Below are 18,218 nucleotides of genomic sequence, written 5' to 3'. Positions count from 1 at the left end.
AGTATTAAACATGAAAACATTCACAAAACATACATATATTTCTCGTATTAGCGGCATCTTTTGCTTAGGATTAGTATTAACTACAACTGCTTGTAATGATGAAAAGTACTTGAATCCAACGCCTGCTACTTCTATTTCTGGAACAAATGCCTTTGATACGCCTGAAAGAATTTTAGGCTTAGTCAATGGAATTTACAAGGCTGTAAAAAATGGGAATTATTACGGAGGGAATTATTATACCTATACGGAAGCTCGTGGAGAAGAATTTATCAACCGCACCAGCAACACATTTACAGCCTATGAAGCTTGGAATCAAACACTTAATTCGGGTTCAAACTTTGTAGCAGGTTTTTGGGCAGCAGGTTATGGCGCTATCAACAATGCTAATATTGTCATTAAGGGTTTGACGGATAATCCTACTAAAGTAAGTGCAACGCTTACCAAACAATATATTGCAGAAGCTAAGTTTTTAAGAGCATTAAGCTATTATAGTTTAGTAACATTGTATGCACGACCATATAATGAAAATAATGGCGCTTCTCCGGGATTACCACTTCGTTTACAAGCGGAAACCAATACTGCAAACAACGATTTGAAAAGAAGTACAGTAGCCGAAGTATATGCCCAAATCATCAAAGATTTGAATGAAGCCGAAGCTGATTTGCCTACAAATTATGCTTCTAACTTGTTGAATACAACGAGAGCGCATAAAAATACGGCAATTGCACTAAAAACAAGAGTGTATCTAAATTCAGGAAATTATGCTAAAGTAATCGAAGAAGCTAAAAAAATAGTATCAACATCGGCTCCTTTCTCGGCTACTACAGGCGTGAATCATAAATTACAAAATATTGTAGAAATCTTCACGACCAATTATACCAGTACAGAATCTATTCTTTCTGTGCCAATGACAGATTTGGATAATGTAACGGGGCAAACATCTTTCCCTTATGTGTTTAATGCAAACTCAGAATATAACTTAAATCCAAACGGTATTTGGGGTGAAACAGAATGGAAATCTACTGATTTAAGAAGAACGTTTGCTCGTACTGCCTCGGGTGTTCAATTCCTGACTAAATACAATAAGCCTTCTCCTTTCTTGGATTACTTGCCTATCATTCGCTATTCAGAGGTATTACTAAATTACTCAGAAGCGGCTGCTCGTACAGGAGATTTAGCAAAATCGGTGGAATTATTGAAAGCAGTGCGTAATCGTTCGGATGCTACTTATATTTTTCCAGAAAGTAACGTTGGCACACAAACAGCCTTGGTAAATACTATTTTAAAAGAAAGACGCATCGAATTATTGGGTGAAGGTTTCCGCTCTAACGACTTGCTTCGCAATTTGTTGCCATTACCTGCTAAATCAAGCAGTTCATTGAGTGCTCCAGCTGTTGAGCCATCACAAACTAACTACATTTTCCCTCTGCCAAATGTGGAAATTGTGACCAATAAATTATTACTAGAATAAGCTGATTACTTGCTCAAGTAGTCCATTTTCATCCGACTACTTGAGCTTTATAACATAAAAATCAATGAAGTACTTTCCAATATTATTATGCTTGATAAGCTTTGAAATGACAGCCCAAAGAGTTCGCCAGTCTGACACTGCGGGACACGCTCAGCATAATAATACACAACACGAAGTGCATGATGGCGAAAGTCACGATAGCCATAGTCACCTCGAACATATTTTAGATTATCGTAAAGAAACCGCTTATGTTCCTAATTTACCTCCTGCTAAAATCTTGCAAGGTATCGGAAAAGTAGATTTCAAGATTACGACTCAATCTAATAAAACACAAGAATTTTTTAACCAAGGCATTGCGCTCTTGCATTGCTTTTGGGATTTTGAAGCTTACAGAGCTTTTAAAGAAGCTATTCGCTATGATTCAACAGCCATTATGCCTTACTATGGTTTGTACAGTGCGATTGGTGCCATTGAAGGGGATGAATTCAAATACGACCAAAAACTTGCCTTGCAAAAATTAAAACAGCTGAAAAACAAAGCAAGTGAAAGAGAACGCAGTTATGCAGAAGCCATTTTAGTGAGAGATTCTGAAGCGGATGGCGGGAAAGCTGCTTACCAGAAAAAACTAGAATACATCATTGATAAATATCCTGATGATTTGGATACAAAACTGTTTTTGGCTTTGAGTAAAATGGGCGGTTATGATTCCAAAATGGTGCCTCGTGAAGGGCAATTGTATGCAGAATATTTATTGAAAGATATTCTGAGAACTCATCCTGAAAATGCGGCGGCACACCATTATTGGATTCACTTAAAAGAAAATTGTTGTCCAGAACAAGCACTTGAAAGCACGGAAAAATTACCCAAACTAGCCAATAATTCTGGACACATGGTACACATGCCGGGACACGTATATTATAAATTGGGCGATTATAAAAAGGCTTTTAATGCTTTTGTGGCAGCGGTAAAAGTAGATTCTGCCTATATGAAGCAATTCAATATGCCCGAAGTAGATACTTGGAATTATATCCACAATATCAATTACTTACTTTCTAATTGTGCTGAAGATGGACGCTACTCAACGGCTTTGTATTATGCTGAAAAGCTAAAAAATATGCCTGCTACGAAGGAAAGAAAACGTAAGTACGAAGGGCGTTTCTTTTATCAAGGAGTAATTGCACCCGCTAAAATGGAGCTTTGTTTCGGTTTCTATAAAAAAGCCGCCGACCGACTTGCCGCCATTCAAGTAGATAAAGATAGTCTCTTTACTCAAAAAGCAATAGCTTATAAAGAAGGGCTCTATTTTTTTGCACTAGGCATGGATGCTGCTAAAAACAATAAAATCAGTGATGCTAAACATTATGCAGATGCCTTGGATGCTTTGCTTTGGCGAAATAGCAATCAACACAATGCTAAAGATGCAATTTCTACCAAACGCTTGGCAGATTTGAATGTAGCTTCTTTAGAACTTCAAGGTGTTATTAAAAGTGCCGAAAATAAACACAAAGAGGCAATTGCCATCTTACAAAAAGCCCAAGAAAAGGAAGAGGATTTAGGCTATAGTGAGCCTCCTACTTATGCCCGACCAGTATTAATCAGTTTGGCAGAAGCACATTTGAAAGCTGGAAATTTTACTCAAGCCATTGAAGCTTATCAAGAATTATTAAAGCGTCATCCCAATACTGCCAATGCCTATTGGGGCTTATATAAAGTTTATACTAAGAAAGGCGATATCACCAAAGCAAATGAAAATGCTAAACGCCTAGCAGAGGTAATAGAGTTTGGAGACAAATCGCTATTCCCACTTTAAGAAAAACAAACAACATCATCAATACGTTTTTTTGAATCGCATTAATCAATCAACTAAAAACTATCAATTCTTAAATACCATGCAAAAATCTGTAACATCCCTAGCATTTCTGTTGCTATCAATCCTGATAGTTGCTTTTAAAGCAGATACTCCTTACCAAGAAGAAATTAAATCTTGGCACCAAAAACGCATTGATGACCTTAAAAAAGAAGAAGGTTGGCTAAACTTAGCAGGTCTGATTTGGTTGGAAGAAGGCGTAAATACCATTGGTGGCGATGCCAAAAACTCTATTGTTTTCCCTGCTGACCATAGCGATGCAACGCTTGGAAAAATCATTTTGAAAGAAGGGAAAGTATCTTTTGAAGCAGACAAAAACACGGCTGTTTATCAAGATGAAGTATTGGTAAGTCGTGCCGAATTATTTCCTTATGTTGGTAAACCTACCGTTTTAAAACATAAATCTTTAAGATGGTTTATCATTCAGCGAGGTGATAAATATGCCATTCGCTTGCGAGATTTAGAGAGTCCATATCTGAAAGGATTTAAAGGAATCGAAACTTTTCCTATTAGCCAAGACTGGAAAATCAAAGCTCAATTTTTTCCTTCGGTTGGCAAAAAACTTAAAATTACTGACATCACTGGACGTACTTACGAACAAGAATCTCCGGGCAAATTAGTATTCAAAGTAAATGGGAAAGAGTACAGTTTAGAAGCCGTTGGAACAAAAGAAAGATTACATTTTGTATTCGGAGATTTAACCAATAAACACGATAGCTATGGCGGTGGTAGATTTTTAGATGTACCCGGTCCAGATGCTGAGGGTATTACTTATATTGATTTCAACAAATCTTATAATCCTCCATGTGCTTTTACACCTTATGCTACTTGTCCTTTGCCTACTCAGGAAAACAAATTGGCAGTAGTTATTACAGCAGGCGAAAAACGCTACGGGAATCATTAAAAACGCTAAAGCGTATTGGGCATTTATGTTCCAATATGCTTTTTTGAGCCAAAAGCCAAAACTCCTTAATTATGTCTTCTGAAAAAGAAAATATCATTTTCAAAAAGCCTTATGAATCCATTCTTTTTCGTGGATTATTCCTTTTTGTTACGGTTACAAGTATTCCATTTTATCCCAGTTTTTATTTAAAAGACTACAGCGAAAGTTTTCAAACAAAATCGCATCCATTTAGAATTATCGATGTGGCGAGTCAGAATAATCCGTGGTTTTTTAATAATGCTGATGGTAAAAATTATGTAGGCTGGTTCATTACTTTATTGTTAAGTATCGTCATTGGTGCAATCTGGTATTTTTTTGATAAAAAACGAAAGGATTTCAGCCAATTATCTTATTGGTTTTTTGTAATCGTGCGTTACAGTTTAGCTTTAAGAATGTCGTGGTTTGCCATTGCTAAAGTATTTCCTGTACAAATGCCTTTCCCAACAATTAGCCAATTGAATACCAATTTAGGAGAATTTACTCCCGGTAAACTTTATTGGTTAACCACTGGCGTTTCGCCATTTTTTGAGGTCTTTGCAGGTATATTTGAATTAACTGCTACGATATTAATTCTTTTTAGAAGGACAACTACACTTGGGGCTTTAATGATGGTGGCAATTCTTCTCCCAATTTGGTTTGTAAATATTGGTTACGATGCGGGCGTTGAACTTACGAGCCTACACATTTTTACATTAGCTGTTTTATTATTGGTTAAAGATTTCAAGCCTTTCTGGGACTTACTCATTTTACATAAAGCGTCTAATATTCCTGCTTTTATTTCACCTGATTTCTTGAAAAAATGGCAGAATAATACTCGATTAGTACTGAAATGGGGTTTTATCCTAATCTTTTTGGTTTATCGTGGTTTTGAATACGGCAGAGTTTATGCGGCTGATAAAACTTTTAAGTTGCCATTAACTGACGGCGTAAAGGAATTTGCAGGTTTCTACGATGTTTCAGCTTTTAGCATCAATAATCAGATTATTCCTTACTCTACCACCGATACTATTCGTTGGCAAAATGTAGTTTTTGAAAAATTCAATACTTTCAGCATCAAAGTCGGGAGTCAGACAAAATTAAATACCGATAATAAAGCCAGAACGACTGAGTATTATGGCAACGTAGGACGATTGTATTATGGTTATGAAATAGATTCACTCAAGCAAAGTCTTACCTTATGGAACAGAGCGGATACTAGCAAAAAGATACTTTTAAAATACAAGCATATTAACCACAAACAATTTATTTTAAAGGGTATCAATGAAAGTGGTGATTCGCTTTTTGTAATCCTTCGAAAAATTGAAAAACAGTATCCTTTGGTAGAGAAAAAAGTGCGAATCTTTTAAATCAAAGTACTTTTTCTTCAACATCATTATAAATTTTAACAATGGAAATCCATTATTATAAGTATAAATTACTGACTTTGATAGGCTTTGGTATTGCACTAAGTGCTTTTCAATCCACTAATCATTCAGTAGAAAGTAATACTTTAGCATATCAAAGTAAAAAAGATTCTACTGAAACACCACAGCATTTTGGTTGGGGAAGAACTCCAACCAAAGCCGAAATAGAACGGCTAGATATTGACGTTCGACCAGATGGAAAAGGATTACCCGCTGGTACTGGATTAGCCAGTAAAGGCAAAGTAATTTTTGAAACAAAATGTGTGGCTTGTCATGGGGTTGGAGGAATTGGTGGAGCAAATGGCTCTTTGGTAATAAATAAAAATCCATCAGATAAAAAGAAAGAAAAAACTATTGGGAATTACTGGCCTTATGCCACGACGATTTTTGACTATGTGCGGAGAGCAATGCCTTTTAATGCACCCGGTTCTTTGACTAATGAAGAAGTATATCATTTGACAGCCTACTTACTGAATGCGAATGAAATCATTGATGAAAAGTACGTAATCAATGCGCAAACATTACCTAAAGTAATTATGCCTGCACAAAAATTATATGTACCAGATGATAGAAAAGGAGGCGCTGAAATAAAATAAACATGGAAAAAATTATTGAGATTACTCAAAATAGCCCTAAAAAAATATCAAGAAGAACACTTTTGGGCGGTACAGCCACCGTCGCAGTGGCTATCGTTCAATCAGCCAGTGGTAAAAGTATTCAAAAGGCAATTGTTGAAGACCCAACCAAGCAGGTAGGTAACTTAGCAGGAGAAATCGGAACAAGGTCATCTTTTGTGAAATCTGTTAAAAAGCCTTCAGATATTTCCTCAAGATCGCCTTTGCAAGATTTTTATGGGATGATTACTCCTTCAGATTTACATTTTGAGCGCCATCATGCTGGTATCCCAGCCATCGACCCCAATGCACATGAATTATTGATACATGGACTCGTTGAAAAACCATTAATTTTAAAAGTAGCTGACCTAAAGCGCTTTCCTTCTGTTTCAAGAATTGCTTTTATTGAATGTTCGGGTAATTTCAGAACAGGTAAAGAAGAAATGAGTCCACAAGAAATCTGTGGTTTAACAAGTCAGAGTGAATGGACAGGCGTAAAACTTTCTACCATTTTCAGAGAAGTAGGTGTAAAACCGAATGCAACATGGTTTTTAGCAGAAGGTGGCGATGCCGCAATCATGACTAGAAGTATTCCTGTACAAAAAGGTTGGGACGATGGCATTATTGCTTATGCCCAAAATGGAGAAGCCATTCGACCAGAACAGGGTTTTCCAATCAGGTTATTTCTTCCTGGTTGGGAAGGAAACACCAGTGTAAAATGGTTAAGGAGATTAGAATTATCCGACCAACCTTATATGACTAGAGAAGAAACGTCAAAATATACTGAAGGCATTAAAGATGGAAAAATAAGGATGTTCAGCTTTGACATTGATGCACGTTCTATTATTACCTTCCCTTCTTTTCCACAACATATTGAAAAAGGTTGGATTGAAATTCGAGGCTTGGCATGGTCGGGAAGAGGAAAAGTAATCAAGGTAGAAGTAAGTACAGATGCTGGAAAAAACTGGCAAATCGCCCAATTGAACGAGCCAATTTTGGATAAAGCGCATGTGCAGTTCAGACACTTGTGGCAATGGAAAGGAGAAGAAACCGAATTATTAAGTCGAGTTACTGACGAAACAGGCTATACGCAACCAACTTTGAAGCAATTAGTAGAAGCACGAGGAAGCGATATGGGTGGTTATCATCTGAATCCGATAACAGCTTGGCAAATTAAAAAAGATGGAAAGGTTTTATTTAAACCAGAATCATTTCGATAAAACGAAAAATAATGTCAAAAACAGATTTTGATGCTATCGTAATAGGCTCAGGGCCAAATGGATTAGCAGCAGCGATAAACTTACAGCAAAAAGGTCTTTCAGTATTAATACTTGAAGCAAAAAGTACCATTGGTGGCGGACTCCGCACGGCTGAACTTACTTTACCCGGTTTTAAACATGATATTTGTTCAGCCATTCATCCTTTGGCTGCGGCTTCGCCATTTTTTAATACTTTGCCTTTGCAAGAACATGGCTTGACATTTATTCAGCCACGGATTACTGCTGCTCATCCATTAGATGATGGCACTTCGGTAATTTTGACAAATTCTATTTTAGAAACGGCAGTATACTTAGGTATCGACAGAAAAAGTTATTTAAAACTCATTGAGCCAATCACGAAAAACTGGGAAAGTTTGTTGGATGAATTACTAGCGCCTTTACATTTTCCTAAAAACCTAATCAATTTTACACAATTTGGATTAAAAGCATTTTTACCCGCAACCTTATTGGCAAAGAAATTTGAATCCTTAGAAGCAAAAGCATTGTGGGCAGGAATGGCGGCACATTCCATTCAACCGTTGAACAATTTAGCGACTTCTGCGATAGGTTTAGTGTTGATGGCATCGGCTCATGCAAAGGGTTGGCCTATTCCAAAAGGAGGCTCTCAGTCGTTGGCGAATGCGTTGGCATCTTATTTTGTTTCGATTGGAGGAAAAATTGAAACTAATTTTCATGTAAAATCGCTTGATCAACTCCCTTCATCAAAAGCAGTATTATTTGATATTACTCCAAGACAATTATTGCAAATTGCAGGGCATCGTTTTTCAACTATCTACAAATGGCAATTAGAGAAATACCGCTATGGCATGGGTGTTTTCAAAGTAGATTGGGCATTGGATGGTGCTGTGCCTTTTACTTCCGATAAAGCCAAAGAAGCAGGGACAGTACATCTTGGCAATACTTTTGCAGAAATTGCCTCTTCAGAACTAGCAACCTCAAAAGGCAAACATCCTGAAAAACCATTTGTATTATTAGCACAACAAGGTGTTTTTGATGATACTCGTTCTCCAGCAGGGAAACATGCTGTTTGGGGTTATTGTCATGTACCGAACGGTTCAAGTAAAGACATGACAGAATCTATCGAAAAGCAAGTAGAACGTTTTGCCCCAGGTTTTAGAGAAAGAATTTTAGCAAAACATACTTTTAACACCGCTCAGCTAGAAGAGTATAATCCCAATTATATTGGCGGTGATATTAATGGCGGAATTATCGACATCCGACAACTGTTTACTCGTCCAGCACTCAGATATTCGCCTTATAGAACCTCTGAAAAGGGTTTGTACATTTGTTCTTCTTCGACTCCTCCGGGTGGTGGAGTGCACGGAATGTGCGGTTTTCATGCTTCTGAAAGGGCTTGGAAAGATGTATTTGCAAAATAAATCGTAACAATATTTCCTTTTAAAAGCCTTCCATTTCACACTAAATTAGTATGAAATGGAAAGCAGAATTCTTACTTCTTTAAAATCAAGTAAGAATAAGGCTCTAGCGTAATAGATGTATTTAAGTTTACATTTTCATTTGAAAGAGCGTTTTTCCAAGAAGTATTCGTCAGACTGAATGGCAAATCATGTAAAACTTTACTGTTGCGGACATTCACTAAAATGAGTACTTCTTCTGTGCCATATTTCTTTTTAAACACAACTACATCTTTAGCATTAAAAGCCTCAAGCGTCCCTCTTTTAATGGCATTGCTATTGTTTCTAAAAGCCATCAAATTTTTATATTCTGCTAAGATTGTTGGATTCATCGACCAGTCAATTTTAGTGGTATTATTGCTGAAAAATGGAATTTTTCCTGCATAACCAATTTCTTGCCCGTTATAAATCAAAGGCACGCCACCCATGAACGAAGTAAGCGTAAAAGCCGCTAAAGCGCCTTTTTGTCCTTTGAAAATATTGATAGGCGAATCGTCCCAAGCACCATCGTCATGATTTGTAATCCATCTTAAAATCTGCGAACCTTCTGGTACGTTGTTGTAATCAGTAATGTTGAAAGCCAATAAATCCGAAGCGGGCTTATTGTTATTCATGACGTCTTTTAGCTTGGAGTAAAAACCCCAACCAAAAATCATATCAAAGCCTGCCGAAAGTAATTCTTTCTTCGCCCCTTCAGCAAACATAATTAATTTCCGATTGGGAATCGCTCTTAAAGCATCAATGGCTTGTTTCCAAAAATCTGTGGGAACACCTTCGGCATAATCGCAACGGAAGCCATCAATATTGGCTTCTAATACCCAATATGTCATCGACTTAATCATTTCTTTGCGCATAGCAGTACTGCTGTAATTCAGTTCGGCAACGTCGTTCCAGTTCATGCCGGGCGGACTGATAATCGTTCCCGCAGCATCTTTGGCATACCATGAAGGGTTTTGAATCCAAGGATTATCCCATGAAGTATGATTGGCAACCCAGTCTAACATAACAGCGATATTGCGTTTATGAGCTTCTTTGACTAACAATCTTAAATCTTCTAAATTGCCAAAAGCAGTATTGATTTGTGTGTAATTTTTCACGGCATAGGGTGAACCAACGCCTTTTAATTCACCGATTGGATAAATGGGCATGAGCCAAAGTACATTTACGCCTAAATTTTTAACAGAATCTAATCTACTTTGCACACCTTTTAAATTTCCTGTAGCACTAAATGCACTTAGATTTACTTCGTACATTAAAATATCAGCAGTTTGAGGAATATTGGTAAAGGGCGTATCGTATTGTTTGGCAGTACTTGGTTCTGTCACAATTGGCGTAGGTGCTGGTTCTGTTCCTTTGCACCCAAAGCCAACTAAAACAAATGATAATACGACAGCAATTTTAGAAAGTTTTATTCCAAAATTACTTTCTCGTGATTTTTTGAGGGAAAACATCGACATAATTTTTCTTGATAAATGATAATTCGTTCGTGATAAATGCCTGATTTTCAATAAAATCGTTGCAGGAAAGAAACCTGCAACGAATAAAGTATCTTAATTCTTTTTAATCTTATAAGTATAATTTCCAGCTTCATGCAAATCCAAGCTAATGGTATAATTCCCATCTTGTGGCACGGTAAATTGTGGTTGGTCAATGTAAGTCAACCAAGGATGATTAGCATAGCCCAAAGTTCCGTTGGCATTCAGTCCAAAATCTATTTGCCAAGCATTATTGGCTCTAAACTTAAACGAACCATTGGCTTTCATATCAGCAGTAGCCGACCAATTTTGAGTACTTGGATTATAATTTAACTTGGTATCAGCATCCCAACCACCCGGTGTTGCACCACCGATAATGCCCCAAGTAGTTTTGATAAGTAAATACTTCATGGTTTTTAAATTCACAGAAAACAAATAGTAACCATCTGAAGGAGCTTTAAAATTTCCTCCTGCATAATTGGCGACAATTACATTTCCGTTACCATCATCGCCATAAGAAGTCGGTGACCAGTCTGCCTGAGCATACAATTTGAATTCATTTGTTCCGCCTGCTGGAATGTAAATATAGCCTTCATAAATGCCATCGCTATTTACAGAAACGAGTTTCGGCGCAACGCTCACGTTCCAACCTTGATAATCGCCCGCAACCCATAAAGATGGATAACCAGTGAATACTTTATAGGGCGTAATTTTTATAGGAATAGCTTTTGAAAAAGCCGCTCTATCAAGATATGATTGTACTCGCACTACCAAAGAACCTTGTTCGTTGGGCATTAAGCCGAGGTCTGTAGCCATTTTGTTTAAATCTTTTCCTAAAATTGATTTATTCAAAACGTCTTCGCCCGCTTCAATACTGATGGCATTTGCCCAAGCTTTTGAGCCAATTGTATCAGAAGCAATATCAAATTGTAAAGTATAAGTAACAGGAGCTTGCACGGGATAATCAACTTTTGCCCATGAAAAAGTAATAACAGTTTCATTATCTTTTGCCTGAGTGAGTTGTATCGTACTGGCTGATGCTGTTGGTAAATTAGTGAAATTTACCGCTTTGAGAATGGTTAATTCTGCTTCTTCTTGGCAAGAAACCAAGAAGAAAACAAGTAAAAAAGCCAAGTATTGATGGATATTTTTTTTCATGAGTATTCTATGTTAATAGCCTGAATTTTGTTTTAAACCAGTATTCGCATTCAAGGCTGATGTTGGAATTGGGAAGAGTTTTCTATGATTTTGAGAAGCTCCTCTGAAATCATTAGCTAATAAAAAAGTATTGAAGCGAATCATATCTTGTCGTCTGTGTCCTTCCCAACTCAATTCAAATCCACGTTCGTTATAAATATCTTCCAAGCTCGGATTACTGGCAAATGCTGCTAAACCTGCACGATTTCTGGTAGCATCAATAAATGTTTTTGCGGCAGCAGCATCGCCCAAACGAAGATTGCATTCAGCTTTCATCAATAAAATATCGGCATAACGATATATCGGAAAATCATTTGAAGCACCGCCTCCGTCCATGGGTAAGGCTGGGTAAAATTTCAAATTTCGCACACCTGCATTTCTATCCGCTCCCGGATTGTCCAAAGAAGTAACATCTAAAGAATAATTCACGCCACCGGGTTGTTGTCCTGACAAAAATTGCTTTTTACGAATATCTGCATCGTTGAATTTCTGATAATAGCTTTTCGGAACAATCGTGCCATTCCAGCCACTAAAGCCAAGAATTGCCAGTGCATGTGGCCCGTTTAAACTTCTGATACCGTAAATATTTCTTGATACCACATTAACTTTTGCGAAAATTGCCAAGATGGTTTCATCTTCTGGAAGTACATCTCCAAAAAGCTCATAATACTGATTTCCCAGCGGACTTGAAGCATTGGCAGTTGCGCCGTGTAGCGTAAAACCGCCTGCTGTTACTTGCTCGCAAGCATTTAAGCATTCTTTCCATTTGGGAGTTCCAGTGTAAACTTCGGCATTCAAATATACTTTGGCTAAAAGGGCATAACCCGCCCAGCGATTGAATCTACCATAAAATTCACCGCCTTTCGTGGTGGGCAATTTATCCAGATTTTCAGTCAATTCCTTCACTACAAAATCATACAATTCTTTGCGACTGATTTGTGGAATTTTATCGACGGTAACGTTATTTTCAGTGAAAAAAGGAACATTTCCAAAATCATCCATCAATAAATAATAGAAAAATGCTCTTAATACTTTTGCTTCAGCAATTTTGGCAGGTGCAGCTTTCGCATTTTCCAATTGCTCAATCGCCAAGTTTGCCGAAAAAATAGCGTTATACAACCAGTTCCAAGTATTGCCAATGATACCGTCTGTAGGCAACCATTGATGTAAGTGCAAACGAGCAAAATCTAATTGCCAGTCGCCTGTATTACGGTGTGGAATTACTTGTTCGTCGGATGCCATTGTGTTTAAATCGTACCAACCATTATCTGCCCCAGCGTAACCAACGCCACCCCAATTTCCGCCAATTTTCGAATAAACGCCCGCTAAAGCCACATCTGCGCCTTCAAGCGAATTATAAAATTCGGTTGCGGCATATTTATCATATACTTTCTCTTCTACATCTGTACAGCTTGGCAAAAAAATCAAGCTGAGACAGCTAAGTATCATTATTTTTTTCATTGTTTTCTTTATTTAAAAATTACATTCAAACCCACGGCGAAGCTTCTTGTGCGTGGATAAATTCCGTTATCACCTCCAAATCCGTTTCCACCACTTACATTCAATTCTGGGTCAATGCCAGAGTATTTTGTAAATACCGCAAGGTTTGAGCCCGTAAGCGAAATCCTAAGTGCTTCGATAGATTTAAGTTTTAATGGATGAAAACTGTAACCAATAGAAAGGTTTTCAAATCTTAGAAAAGCACCATTTTCTAACCAAAGGTTTGAGCCATACTGTGTAGTATATAAATCTAAAGGAACGGCACTTTCCAATAAATTGGCTTTACCAATGTTTTCCATCATACTTAATGTTTGACGTAAACCATTGTAAATTTTGTTTCCACCTGAACCACGCCATACCATTGAAATATCTAAGTTTTTATGCTTTAGTGTAGGCGTAAAAGCATAAGTATGAGTCGGTAAAGCATTGCCCGCTAATACTCTGTCGGGACTTCTATTTCCTTGGTCGATTACACCATCACCATTTACATCCATTACTGTTTCGGCTCTATTTTCATTCTTTCCTGAATGTTGTAAAATAGAAAAAGTACCAATTGATTTTCCTGCAATTAAGTATGAGTTGGGTCCCCAAGGAATATAATCAGTATTCAAAGGCACGCCATTGATACTGCCGTTGAGGTTCATTACTTGGTTGGCTAATAGCGAAACGTTTCCTGCCAAAGTAAGGCTTGTATTTTTACTTTTAATAACTTGGTAAGCCAAACTTGCTTCTATCCCTTGATTTCTAATACTTCCTACATTTGCCATGATTGTTCCATAAGGAAATGGAGGCTGCGGAACAGTATAATTGAATAATAAATTATCAGTAGTAGCTGTAAAAGCATCCAATGAACCAGATAATCGGCTATCTAAAACTGCAAAATCAATCCCTACATTATATTGTTTACGGGTTTCCCATCTTAAATCTTTGTTAACATTTTGAGTAATATTGAAATTGGTAATCTGATTTCCCCCAAAATAAGTAACGCCAGCTGCACCCACTAAAGACAATGAGTTTTGAGGATATAAACCTTGCTGATTGCCTGTTACGCCGTATCCACCACGCAATTTCAACTGATTAAAAACCTTTTGATTTTGCATAAATGGCTCTTGGTCGATTTGCCAAGCTACTGCTACCGATGGGAAGTTTCCCCATTTACTATTCTCCCCAAAAACCGACGAGCCATCTTTTCTGAAACTTACCGTCAATAAATAGCGACTCAAATACGAATAATTGATTCTTCCTAAGAATGAAACCAAAGTACGGTCATTCTTATACGATGAAAAATCTCCTGGTTGTACTTTCGTCAAATCGCCTAATTGAAGGGCATTATAAGTGGCAATATCATTGATAAATCCTTTTGCTTGTGTGAAATTCCCTTGGTACGTTTGGTTTTGCCATTCGTAAAGTGCCAGTGCATTGATGGAATGTTCGCCAAATACTTTTTTGTAATTTAGACTAATATTCATCAACTTTTCATCTTGGCGGTTATTGCTGATATTCGCAACGCCTTTGTTGTTGATGGCATAAGCCACCGTAGAAACCGCTGGCATATAATAGCCCCAATTATTATCTGTTTTTCGCCAACTACCAAACCAACCAAGTGTCAGATTATCAATGATTTCTAAATCCGTTTTTAAACTTCCGAACAAACTATTATTTCTACCTTCGTTCACCACAGCCTGTGAAATAGCATAAGGATTGAAGTATTCAAATACGTTTGGATCGGTGTAATACTTCCCATCGGTATTAAAAACTGGGTCAGTCGGACGCATTAAATAAGAATTCGTAATCAAATTAGAAGTAAAAGCGGCACGACCCACACTTCCCGGACTTCCAAGCGTGTTATTAATACCACTGTTTAAATTCATGGTCAGCGTCAGGCGATCGTTCAAGGCTTTTTGTGTTGCTTGAATTCTACCAATGTATTTTTGATTGTTAGAATTTACCACAATTCCATTTTGTAAAATAGCTGTTAACGAAGCACGATAATTGAAGTTTTGCGTGCCACCGCCAAATGAAAGTGTATGATTTTGGGTAGAACCTGTTCGAGATAAAATATTGAACCAATCAGTATTTGAACCATGATTTGCCGCCGCAGGCACACCATTGGCTTGGGCTTGTTGCCACCATTCGTCAGTACTGAGTACTTCTAACTGTTTTGCTACTCTATCAACCGAAAAAGTAGCACTGTATTCAACCGAAGATTTTCCTGATTTATTCTTTTTTGTACTTACAATAATTACACCCGGCGCACCTCTTGAACCATAAATTGCCGTTGCCGAAGCATCTTTCAGTACATCTATTGAGGCGATTTCACTTGGTGGTACTTGGTTCAATAAATCCATATTGCCTTGAATTCCATCAACAACTACCAGCGGGTCGTTACCACCTACTAATGAAGTAATTCCCCTGATTCTCACACTTGGTCCAGAGCCGGGTTCGCTACCTGTTTGCGTTACGTTTACGCCCGCAGCTCTACCAGCAATTTGTTGCAAAGGATTGGTGATTGCTCCTTGGTTGAAGTTTTCACTGGAAATTGTGGCAACTGCTCCAGTTACGTCTTTTCGGTTTTGACTACCATAACCTACAACCACTACTTCATCCAGCGCTTTGGTATCGGTTTTTAAAATTACATCAATTTTTGTTTGAGTATTGACAGGAATTTCTTGTGAAATAAATCCAACATGAGAAAAAACGAAGCTCGTATTTTTCGCTGAAACCGATAGTTTATAGTTTCCTGAAATATCAGTTGTCGTTCCTAAATTGGTTCCTTTTACAACGACAGAAACACCAGCCATCGCCACACCACTTTCTGTTTGAACTGTTCCTGTAATGGTACGTTGACTTTGCGCCAATAATTGAAAGTTCAATGAAAGTAAAGTCAAAAAACAAGATAGAAAGGTATAACTCTTACTTGGAGTTATTCGCTTGAACAAACTGAGCATAGCCCAAGCTTCTATTTGCTTTAGCCAATGAAATAAAGTTTTTTGCATAATGAATGAATTATTAATTTTTCGATAACAAATGTAAATTATCGAATACCGATAGGTCAAATGAGTGAATCCACAGGTAAAAAATAAATATTTCAAAAAAAGATATTATACTAAAAATCAATCGTTTAACTGTATTTCACAAGAGTTTTCAGGTAAATGGCAGGTAAGCGTTTTTTGGGTATTTTTGAAGAGTATTTTATAAATAATTCGAGGTGAAATGTTTTTTTGACAAGAAGTACTAATTGAAATAGCGTAATTTTTTAAAATAAACTTCTTCAGATGTACTCTTCTAACCAATATTTTATTAGATTTTTGTAGCCATTATGTTTTTCATTAAATATTTATTATCCTTTTTTTACCGATATAAAACAATTGAAATTATGAAGCTTCGCTATTTTATGATGGCCTGTTTATTCTTGATGAATGCACAACAAAAAGCCTTGTTTGCTAAATCGAATAACGATAAATTGATTGCTGAGTTGAATGAAGCAATACAGCATAAAGAGCTTTACATCAAGAAAAAATTAGCTGATATAGAGCAACTAAAATGGACACTTCAACAAGGAGGTTTAACACTTGAGCAACAATTTCAGCTTAACGATAAACTGTATAGCGAATACAAAACTTTTCAGTATGACGCTGCTTTTACTTATGCGTTGAAGCTTCAAGAAATAGCCCAGAAACTCAAAGATCCTCTTAAAATCAATTATGCAAAATTGCAATTAAGCTTTACACTTTTGTCTTCTGGAATGTATAAAGAGTCTATTGATTCTTTGAATAGTATTAAGGTGAAAGGCTTGCCCAATCATCTTCGTACTGAGTATTATGTTTTGATGTCTCGGTCTTTTTATGAATTAGCAGCTTATAATGGCGACCCATATTATTTAGACCTTTACAATAAAAAAGGAAATATGTATTCTGATTCTGCGATTGCTTTGATGAGTAATAAAGATTTACAATACTATTTTGTGAAGGGAATTAAAGAGCTTAAAGAAAGAAAATTTGAAGAGGCAAAAGTAAATTTTAAGCTAGTTTTAGAAAAATTTCATCCCAATTATCGAGAATTTGCTATGACGGCATCGTCGCTTGCAAGTGCTTATATAGAAAGTGAAGAAAAAGAAATTGCTACCGATTTAATGATTCAAGCCGCTATTGCCGACATCAAATCGTCAACCAAAGAAGGTGTTGCTTTGGCTTATGTTGCTGATTTACTCTATCATCAAAAACATGATGAAAAAGCATATCTTTTCATTAAGGAAGCCCTGAATGATGCTAATTTTTATGGTGCAAAATTGCGTTTAAAGCACGTTTCAGGCATTTTACCCATTATTGAAGGGAATCGTTTATCAACCGTTGAAGGGCAAAAAAATCGCTTGTTTACTTTTACGCTTGTCGTTTCATTTCTTTCTTTACTGGTTATTATTTTTGCTTTTATCATTTTCAAACAGTTAAAGCAATTGAAATTAGCGGGTAAAAAAGTAACCGAAGCCAACCATAAATTACAAGAAGCCAACGACCGCCTTCAAGAGACGAATGAAATACTTCAAGCAACCAATAACGAGTTATTAGAAGCCAATAAAATCAAAGAAGAGTACATTGGGTACTCATTCAATATGTATTCTGATTACCTTGATAAAATAGAAAAAATCAAAAAAAATATTGAGAAAAAATTAGCCATTAAAAACTTCGATAGCATCGGGCAAGTTTTGGATTCTATCAATATGAAAAAGGAAAGAGAAGCCTTGTACTTAAGTTTTGATAAGATTTTCATCAAACTCTTTCCAAATTTTGTGCCTGCTTTTAATTCATTTTTCAAAGAAGAAGATAAGTATCCTCTTCAAGCCGACCAGCCATTAGACCTTGATTTAAGGATTTTCGCCCTTATCCGTATAGGTATCAGCGACCATGAACAAATCGCCAGAATACTTGAATATTCTGTAAGAACGATTTACAATCACAAAACAAAAGTGAAGAGTAAATCCTTACTTTCAAATGAGGCATTTGAAAGTAAGATAATGGAAATCAGGGCTTTTTAAGCTAATTTTTTGAAAGTAGAT

General features: G+C 36.8%; 12 protein-coding genes. 8 read left to right on the top strand and 4 right to left on the bottom strand.

What is annotated here, in order from left to right; genetic code table 11:
- The first annotated feature begins 10 nt into the window (after positions 1-10).
- The 7 genes from VB798_RS14330 to VB798_RS14300 all read left to right on the top strand — a co-directional run bounded on the left by VB798_RS14330 (position 11) and on the right by VB798_RS14300 (position 8,957).
- A complete protein-coding gene (locus VB798_RS14330; protein WP_323259459.1) occupies positions 11-1,471 on the top strand; it encodes a RagB/SusD family nutrient uptake outer membrane protein in 1,461 nt (486 codons plus the stop codon).
- Positions 1,472-1,577: 106 nt separating this feature from the next.
- Positions 1,578-3,281 (top strand): tetratricopeptide repeat protein, encoded by a 1,704-nt coding sequence (locus VB798_RS14325; RefSeq protein ID WP_323259457.1) that lies wholly within the window; start codon positions 1,578-1,580, stop codon positions 3,279-3,281.
- 79 nt (positions 3,282-3,360) lie between these two features.
- On the top strand, positions 3,361-4,242 hold the full coding sequence (locus tag VB798_RS14320) for a DUF1684 domain-containing protein (protein WP_323259455.1): 882 nt from the start codon (positions 3,361-3,363) through the stop codon (positions 4,240-4,242).
- A gap of 71 nt (positions 4,243-4,313) precedes the next feature.
- Positions 4,314-5,627: a hypothetical protein gene (locus VB798_RS14315; protein WP_323259453.1), complete on the top strand. Its 1,314-nt coding sequence runs from the start codon at positions 4,314-4,316 to the stop codon at positions 5,625-5,627.
- A gap of 41 nt (positions 5,628-5,668) precedes the next feature.
- The gene (locus VB798_RS14310) at positions 5,669-6,280 is read left to right on the top strand and encodes a c-type cytochrome (RefSeq protein WP_323259451.1); all 612 of its coding nucleotides are present in this window, start codon (positions 5,669-5,671) and stop codon (positions 6,278-6,280) included.
- 2 nt (positions 6,281-6,282) lie between these two features.
- Positions 6,283-7,518, top strand: a complete 1,236-nt coding sequence (gene soxC, locus VB798_RS14305) for a sulfite dehydrogenase (RefSeq protein WP_323259449.1) — start codon at positions 6,283-6,285, stop codon at positions 7,516-7,518.
- An 11-nt stretch (positions 7,519-7,529) separates the two neighbouring features.
- Positions 7,530-8,957, top strand: a complete 1,428-nt coding sequence (locus VB798_RS14300; RefSeq protein WP_323259447.1) for a phytoene desaturase family protein — start codon at positions 7,530-7,532, stop codon at positions 8,955-8,957.
- A 71-nt stretch (positions 8,958-9,028) separates the two neighbouring features.
- On the opposite strand, the gene VB798_RS14295 is transcribed toward VB798_RS14300, so the two are convergent.
- The 4 genes from VB798_RS14295 to VB798_RS14280 form a co-directional block, all read right to left on the bottom strand.
- Positions 9,029-10,444, bottom strand: a complete 1,416-nt coding sequence (locus VB798_RS14295) for an alpha-amylase family glycosyl hydrolase (RefSeq protein ID WP_323259445.1) — start codon at positions 10,442-10,444, stop codon at positions 9,029-9,031.
- Between the two features lie 99 nt (positions 10,445-10,543).
- On the bottom strand, positions 10,544-11,626 hold the full coding sequence (locus tag VB798_RS14290) for a SusE domain-containing protein (protein ID WP_323259443.1): 1,083 nt from the start codon (positions 11,624-11,626) through the stop codon (positions 10,544-10,546).
- A gap of 12 nt (positions 11,627-11,638) precedes the next feature.
- On the bottom strand, positions 11,639-13,126 hold the full coding sequence (locus tag VB798_RS14285) for a RagB/SusD family nutrient uptake outer membrane protein (protein ID WP_323259441.1): 1,488 nt from the start codon (positions 13,124-13,126) through the stop codon (positions 11,639-11,641).
- 8 nt (positions 13,127-13,134) lie between these two features.
- Positions 13,135-16,161: a SusC/RagA family TonB-linked outer membrane protein gene (locus VB798_RS14280; RefSeq protein ID WP_323259439.1), complete on the bottom strand. Its 3,027-nt coding sequence runs from the start codon at positions 16,159-16,161 to the stop codon at positions 13,135-13,137.
- Between the two features lie 380 nt (positions 16,162-16,541).
- Here VB798_RS14280 and VB798_RS14275 point away from each other — a divergent pair, with 380 nt between their 5' ends.
- On the top strand, positions 16,542-18,197 hold the full coding sequence (locus VB798_RS14275; protein ID WP_323259437.1) for a DUF6377 domain-containing protein: 1,656 nt from the start codon (positions 16,542-16,544) through the stop codon (positions 18,195-18,197).
- Positions 18,198-18,218: the final 21 nt, after the last annotated feature.

This window comes from Arcicella lustrica (genome assembly GCF_034930985.1).
Lineage (GTDB): Bacteria > Bacteroidota > Bacteroidia > Cytophagales > Spirosomataceae > Arcicella > Arcicella lustrica.
Note: the sequence above shows the minus strand (reverse complement) of the source record. Positions and strands in the feature narration are given on the sequence as shown.